Annotated in this window: 9 protein-coding genes; 1 reads left to right on the top strand and 8 read right to left on the bottom strand. The window is 35.5% G+C overall.

From position 1 onward, the window contains the following. Positions 1 to 112 precede the first annotated feature (112 nt). The 8 genes from MWU82_RS22735 to MWU82_RS22700 all read right to left on the bottom strand — a co-directional run bounded on the left by MWU82_RS22735 (position 113) and on the right by MWU82_RS22700 (position 5,173). A complete protein-coding gene (locus MWU82_RS22735; RefSeq protein ID WP_247098035.1) occupies positions 113 to 499 on the bottom strand; it encodes a hypothetical protein in 387 nt (128 codons plus the stop codon). Between the two features lie 13 nt (positions 500 to 512). After that, complete coding sequence (locus MWU82_RS22730; protein WP_247098034.1) at positions 513 to 809, bottom strand: hypothetical protein; 297 nt, start codon at positions 807 to 809, stop codon at positions 513 to 515. 51 nt (positions 810 to 860) lie between these two features. Next, positions 861 to 1,316 (bottom strand): hypothetical protein, encoded by a 456-nt coding sequence (locus MWU82_RS22725; protein ID WP_247098033.1) that lies wholly within the window; start codon positions 1,314 to 1,316, stop codon positions 861 to 863. Further along, entirely contained in the window at positions 1,316 to 1,690 is a 375-nt protein-coding gene (locus tag MWU82_RS22720; protein ID WP_116772511.1) for a helix-turn-helix transcriptional regulator, read from the bottom strand. Before MWU82_RS22720 ends, MWU82_RS22725 begins: the two co-directional genes overlap by 1 nt. A 15-nt stretch (positions 1,691 to 1,705) precedes the next feature. Further along, positions 1,706 to 2,248, bottom strand: a complete 543-nt coding sequence (locus MWU82_RS22715) for a hypothetical protein (RefSeq protein ID WP_247098032.1) — start codon at positions 2,246 to 2,248, stop codon at positions 1,706 to 1,708. 166 nt (positions 2,249 to 2,414) lie between these two features. Next, positions 2,415 to 3,527, bottom strand: coding sequence for a hypothetical protein (locus MWU82_RS22710; RefSeq protein WP_247098031.1), 1,113 nt, complete (start codon positions 3,525 to 3,527; stop codon positions 2,415 to 2,417). A 30-nt stretch (positions 3,528 to 3,557) separates the two neighbouring features. Continuing rightward, positions 3,558 to 4,172 carry a recombinase family protein gene (locus tag MWU82_RS22705; protein ID WP_247098030.1) on the bottom strand — a complete coding sequence of 205 codons (615 nt, stop codon included), beginning with the start codon at positions 4,170 to 4,172 and terminating at the stop codon, positions 3,558 to 3,560. Positions 4,173 to 4,516: 344 nt separating this feature from the next. Beyond that, a complete protein-coding gene (locus MWU82_RS22700; protein ID WP_093978625.1) occupies positions 4,517 to 5,173 on the bottom strand; it encodes a metal-dependent transcriptional regulator in 657 nt (218 codons plus the stop codon). Positions 5,174 to 5,249: 76 nt separating this feature from the next. Here MWU82_RS22700 and MWU82_RS22695 point away from each other — a divergent pair, with 76 nt between their 5' ends. After that, positions 5,250 to 6,476, top strand: a complete 1,227-nt coding sequence (locus MWU82_RS22695; protein ID WP_232513946.1) for a di-heme oxidoredictase family protein — start codon at positions 5,250 to 5,252, stop codon at positions 6,474 to 6,476. Positions 6,477 to 6,478 lie beyond the last annotated feature (2 nt).

The following is a 6,478-nucleotide window of genomic DNA, read 5'->3' as shown; positions in this document are numbered from 1 at the left end:
TGTAAATGTGATTGATTTTCTAATTACCGCCATAATGAACCAATATTATTAATAATGGTTCAAGTTAAGAATAAATTTTGAGGAAGACAACTATCCTTTATTTGAACTTTGGTTAACCTTGGCGTTTTGATTTAATGACCGGTTCCAACTTTTTCTCTAGATACATTTCAACCGAAGCTAACCAATGGTAGTTGTTTGGGTCTATCAAATTAAAAAGTAAGACTTTGGCCTTTTTATTTTCTTTTAAGGACTTCATTTCAAAATATTCATTTCTAGTGTTATCCCTAATATGTTCTAGTGCTCTTTTTCGGCTATTTGTCAAATGTCTTCCAACCTTAATCACCTTATCTTCAAAATAGAAAACATAGACACCTGGGTGATAAATATACTTTTTATCAGAACTAGCTAAATTCAATAGATTTTCTGTGATAATGATGAACCTTTCTGATATAGAGCCGAATTCATTATTAAATTCATGTTCAATTTCCTGTAGTGTCATTTTAATCCTTTAATTAAACTATTGTTTGTGTTAACTGACAGCTTACCTCAAAGCAATCAAAACAGACAAATTGGTGTATTACCATACAATCGGCTAAATCGTATTTATCACCAATAGAATCTATTTGAGCGTAAAAGGTCATCTTTGAATTACATGAAACACATTTCGGATACATCTCTTCACTTAAACCGTCTGGTTCCCCACCTAATTTATGTCTAGTGCCTGCTTCTTTATTCCATTCATAACCCAAAGCCTTTTCGGCTTCATCTGTTTCGGGTTGCGGAATAAGTTTTATTTCAGGTATTTTCATAGAATCTTTTAAGTAGACTTTTCAAATCACCACCTGTTGTGTTAAATGACTTTATTCATTCTCAATCCAGCTTTGTAGTAGTATTGACGGCTTTATTACTGGAAGCAATAATCCGTTCCAAAGTGTTTTGTTAGTTTTTTCATAAATCATTCCTCTAAATGTAGAATATGAAATACCAGCAAGGGTAGCGACAAAATTCTCTTGAAAAACTGGAGTATCTTCTTCATTGTAAGTAAACATCTTATCCAAATTATCAACTTGGAAGTGAAAATTAACTCTGAAACTACACTCAGGTTGGTCTTGTATTTCAATAGCCTTAAAAACTACTTTCAAACCGAGTAAAAATAAATTTTCAGAAACATTAAAGGCACTTTTATGAGCAATTTTGGTATCAAATGAAGATACTGGTGTTTGATTTCCAATTAACTCTCCAATATCAGCATATAGCTCCTCTATGTGCTTAAGGTGTATTTTGGAAGGGTCGATATGGTGTGTTTTTTTAGTCATTAACCAACTTTCCCAGGCATTGTTTCTTGATATTTCGCTTCGGTATATTCATTTACAGACTCTTGCCAAGTTCCCTTAATTAGACCTAAATGGACATATTCTTTCACAGGTTCAACATGCAGAAGTCGTTCTTCTAAAGCCAATTCCATCTTGATAATGGATTTTCCAGTGAAATTATGCGTTCCACTTAACCATTTGCTAATTTCAGAAGGAGTTTTATTTAGCATTTTAGCAAAGTCTTTATCGCTAAGACCTTTTTCGTCTAATATGTTTCTAACCTTATTGGCAATAGCTAGATTGCGTTTTACAAGGCGCTCAATGACTGGGTCATTATTCTCATTAAGCCATTCGTTAATAATATTGTTTTTTTTCATTCTTTGGTTTTGTAACTATAAATCCATTATGATGTCATCTTCAAAGGCGATATCTGAAAAATTGTCTATCCATCTAATATCTTTCTCTTTGATTGCAGTATCAATAGCTTTAGTCAATCGATTTGCTTTTGCAAAGTGTGGGTTTACATTTGGGCAATCTTGGGCATATTTTGCAGTCTTTACAGCACCTGAGAAAAGAATTACCACATGTTCGTTTAATCTGTAGCAATATAACCTTAAGTTATTTGGTATGTTTTTACCAGCTTCAGTATAAGTAGGTCTTCTATTGGTACCTTCGGGCGGCAGTGCATTTGCTTCGCCTTGTTTTTGCTCATCTCTGAATAAATGTTTTTGTGCGCCATATCTTTCTCCAATTTCTTTTAACCAGTTAATAATATGGATTACCTTCTTTCTATTAACTTCACCTTGTGTTTTTAAAAAAGATTCATATAAGGAATCTTGGTCGTCAAAGGTTTGAGGGTCATCACCAACACAGACTGAATAGTAACTGACCTGATCATAATCTTGTATGTGTTTAAGCCGTGCAAAACTACTCATCTATTTGTAAATATAAAAATTAAATTCACTTATAAGTGAATTTGAAGGTTATTTGTTGTCAAAATGCAAAATTTAAGAGTATAAACGTTTGAATAAGAGGCATTAAGAATGTATTTATTTATCAGATATTATCATGTTACATATATTACTTTAGTAATTAGAGGGATTATAGTCCTTTTAGATTCACATAATTTGAGCCTTGAAATATCCCTTTTTTATAAGAGTCTTCAGATATTACCTCACCTTTTTCATTATAAATTATAAGTGTGCCATTTCCATTTTTTAAAGTACCCATCTCTTGAGCAATTCCTTTAGAATCGAAATTAGAAATAACTGTCCAAGGAAAACCATTCTTATATATCCTTTCGCTCCAAATCTTACCGGTTGAATAGTAATAAACATACTTCCCATTAAATGAAGGTGCTAAATCAATAGTTTCTGCTATGAATTTAGCTGGTACTATTGCGGCAAAACCACCGGTTTTATCATTAATCGTTCCATGAACAAGACCAACAATATCAGGGCTCATTCTAACTCGTTTATTTGAATATGGATTTTCATATGACTCTTTTATGATAACAACTGGACCACCACTAAATCCTGAAATACTAGGGTCATCTAGTAAATAAAAAGCATTAGCAACTTTATTGTCAAATCTATTTAAATAAAGTATATCACTTGCAGCCTTAAGTTTTTTAGTTATCGGAGAAACTTGGTTTCCCATTGCTCCTAGAGACAATGGAAAGCCGAAAATTGTTAAATCCTGTAATCTGTTAGGGCTAGTAAGTTCATTTTTTATCGAAGAATAAGAAAAACTTGATATTCCCAATTCATCAAGATATATACTATCCTTTTCATTGATGTTTAACCGTAAAACTGAAACATCTGCCGTAGGATGTGAAATCCAAGTAGAGTTTTTATTTACTAGCTCTTTTAACTTCAGGCTTCTTTTTTCATTATCTACATTTTGAAAGTAAATTTCTCCTTCCAAAGAAATTTGATTAGCCACATGATTAGCTGTGACAAGATAGGAGTCTAGGTCCTTACTGACAAAAAATCCTGATCCTGTTACGGCATATTTAAAGGGTTTTATCTTTCCTGTGGAAATATCCTTAATATATATTTCGTAGTTGTTTTCCTTTTTCACAACTGAATCTTTAAGGTAAACGATAGAATTAAAAAAAACTCTTTCATCTCCATCTCCATCTTCGCTCTGAGCTAAAGCCTTTGAGTTATTGAGTATAATGACTAAAAATAATAGTGTATATTTTATTTTCATTTTTACTTTATATATTGATATTTGCAAAATTTATTCTTTTACTAGATAGGGTCTTAATTTCCCTTTAAGTCCGCGATGCTTTAAATACTTATAATAAGTTGCCCTCGAGATACCTACACGGTCGCAGATTTCAGAAACGGTTAATTTGCCCTCTTTAAAGTATTGTTCGCAAATTATGGCTTTTTGTTGATTTTTTTTACTGATTCCCGTAGGCGCACCAAGTATTTTACCCCGCGCCTTAGCAGAAGCCAAACCGGCTTTTGTACGTTCAATGATAATATCTCGCTCCAACTGGGCCAAAGCGGCAAATAAGTTTACAATGAATTGCGAATGTGAGGACTTGTCCGTGGTATCTAAAAAAGGTTCTGTAATACTCCGGAACTTGACACCCTTTTCATTGAGTTGGTTGATGAAGTTTGTAAAGTGGATTAGGCTTCTAGCAAGACGGTCTAATTTCCAGACAACAATAGTGTCCCCTTCACGGGCATATTCCAAAAGCTTGCTCAAACTTTTACGCTCTTCTTGGGAACTGGAAACCTTATCTGTATAAATATTCTTTGTATCAATACCTTCTTTTAAGAAAGCATCCAATTGCATATCCAGATTCTGTTCTGCGGTACTTACTCTTGCATATCCAAAAATCATAACTCAAAGTTTAAATAAACGTCAAAATACGTACTAATAAATTAGTACGCCAATTTAAACTTTTAAAATCAACGAACAAGGGAAGACTATAAAGTTCATAAATACGGTCATTTAAATATACTTATGTAGTTCCGTAAAAGGTTAATTAACGAAACTATTAAAAAGGACCAAGAATGGGACACTTAGATAAAAGAATATCAGAAGTCTCAAAACTGACCCATAAATAGGCCGTTTTATAGGACTAATACATCCTTTGTAAAATTCATAAAAGTTGGATAAAATTGTCAGCTTTATATTCCTATTCTGGTCAATGGCCATTTTCGCTCACTGTAGCCAATAAAAAACTAAATTGCCTCGACCAAAATCCGACTAGAAATAGAATTACTCAAAACTTGTTCTGAGTGGTCACCATATGAAATGGTCATGCTCTTATCAAAAGATTCGATTTGGTGAATTAATATTTCACTGCCCAAGTGTATTTCTTTCTTATTCAAAAAAAGAAGAAAATCCGTTGAACTATCCCGTAGTGCCTTTAACTCAACCTTGGTACCTACTGAACACTCCGCCAGTGTTTTATAATTCCTTTTTACAATTTCCCCTTCTTTATTTGGAATAGGCGAACCATGTGGGTCAATGTTGGGAAACCCTAACAGTTCGTCCATTCTGTCGAATAGATTTTCGGTTTTTATATGTTCCAATTCTTCGGCAATATCATGGACCTCTTCCCAACCGAACCCCATAATTTGAGACAAAAACATTTCTGACAATCTGTGCTTTCTAATCACCAACACCGCATTCTTTCTTCCCTCATTGGTCAGTTTTATCGGTTTATACTTTTCATATTTGACCCAGCCGTTCTGGTGCATTTTCTTTACCATATTGTTGACCGTTGGCTTACTTAATTCCAAGTTGCGTCCCAGTTCCGACAAGGATATCTCTTCATTTTTGAGATGAAGATGATACAACGCCTTTAGATAATTTTCTTTTGCTTTCGTCGCCATTGACAAATAATTTTTAACAAAGATAAAATTATTTGTCAGTAAAATTGTTTGAGATATCTAACTTATACATATTTGCATGTCTAACATTTATAGCAAATTAATAATGACCATAAAGAATATTGTAGTATATACAATTTTATCAAGCCTACTGGTATTGTCATCTTGTGAAAAGTTTGAGCCACAGGCCCCGCTTGAAGAAGAACTTTTGGATGGTCCTATCGCAGGATTGACCACTGCCCAATCTGCACAGTTTTTGGCAGGAGATATAGCGTTCAATGATGACATATTCACTTCTCAAACCGGACTGGGACCTGTATTTGTAGCTACGAGCTGTGGCAGTTGCCATGCGGGGGATGGCAAGGGAACGCCCTTTACCACACTCACCCGTTTTGGCCAGACCGATGGTACTGGCAATCAATTTTTACATTTGGGTGGCCCGCAATTACAAAATAGGGCGATACCGGGATACACTCCGGAAACCATTCCGTCTGGAGCCACTTTTTCAAAATTTACACCTCCCGCCATTACCGGACTTGGATTTTTGCAATATGTTACGGATGAGACTATTTTGGCCTTGGCAGATCCTGAGGACCTGGACGGGGACGGCATTTCGGGAAGACCGAACTGGATGGCCCTTGCCGACTATCTTATTCCCGCTGCCAACGCTATTTCACAAGAAGGGGACTACATTCACAGGTTTGGTAAAAAAGCCGCAGCCTATGATTTGCTCCACCAAACGGTTCTTGCGTACAATCAAGATATGGGAATCACTTCTACTTTCGAGCCAATCGATGTCTATACGGGATTGAGTATTGACCCTGAAGTCTCTGATAAAATAGTTAGGGACGTTGTAGCTTATATCAATACACTAAAGGCACCGATACAACGGGATAAAGAAGAGGCCCGGATATTGAACGGTAAATCTATTTTCTCCCAAATCAACTGTGCTTCTTGCCATATTCCGGAACTGACAACGGGTAATTCCCCGATCGAAGCACTTTCGAACAAGACATTTTCCCCATATACGGATCTATTGTTGCACGATATGGGCCCTGGGCTTGATGATGGCTATACGGAAGGAAGCGCATTAACATCGGAATGGCGTACACCACCACTTTGGGGACTTGGGCTCTCGCCCACCACCCAAGGCGGGCAGTATTTTTTATTACATGATGGCAGGGCAAAAAGTATTGAGGAAGCTATTTTACTGCATGGAGGGGAAGCCGACAATAGTAAAAATGAGTTTCTGGACCTAAGTCGATCCGAAAAAGAAGATTTGATCAAATTCTTGGAATCGTTATAAAC

It is taken from the genome of Arenibacter sp. S6351L, from assembly GCF_023016025.1.
Taxonomy (GTDB): Bacteria; Bacteroidota; Bacteroidia; order Flavobacteriales; family Flavobacteriaceae; genus Arenibacter; species Arenibacter algicola_B.
Note: the sequence above shows the minus strand (reverse complement) of the source record. Positions and strands in the feature narration are given on the sequence as shown.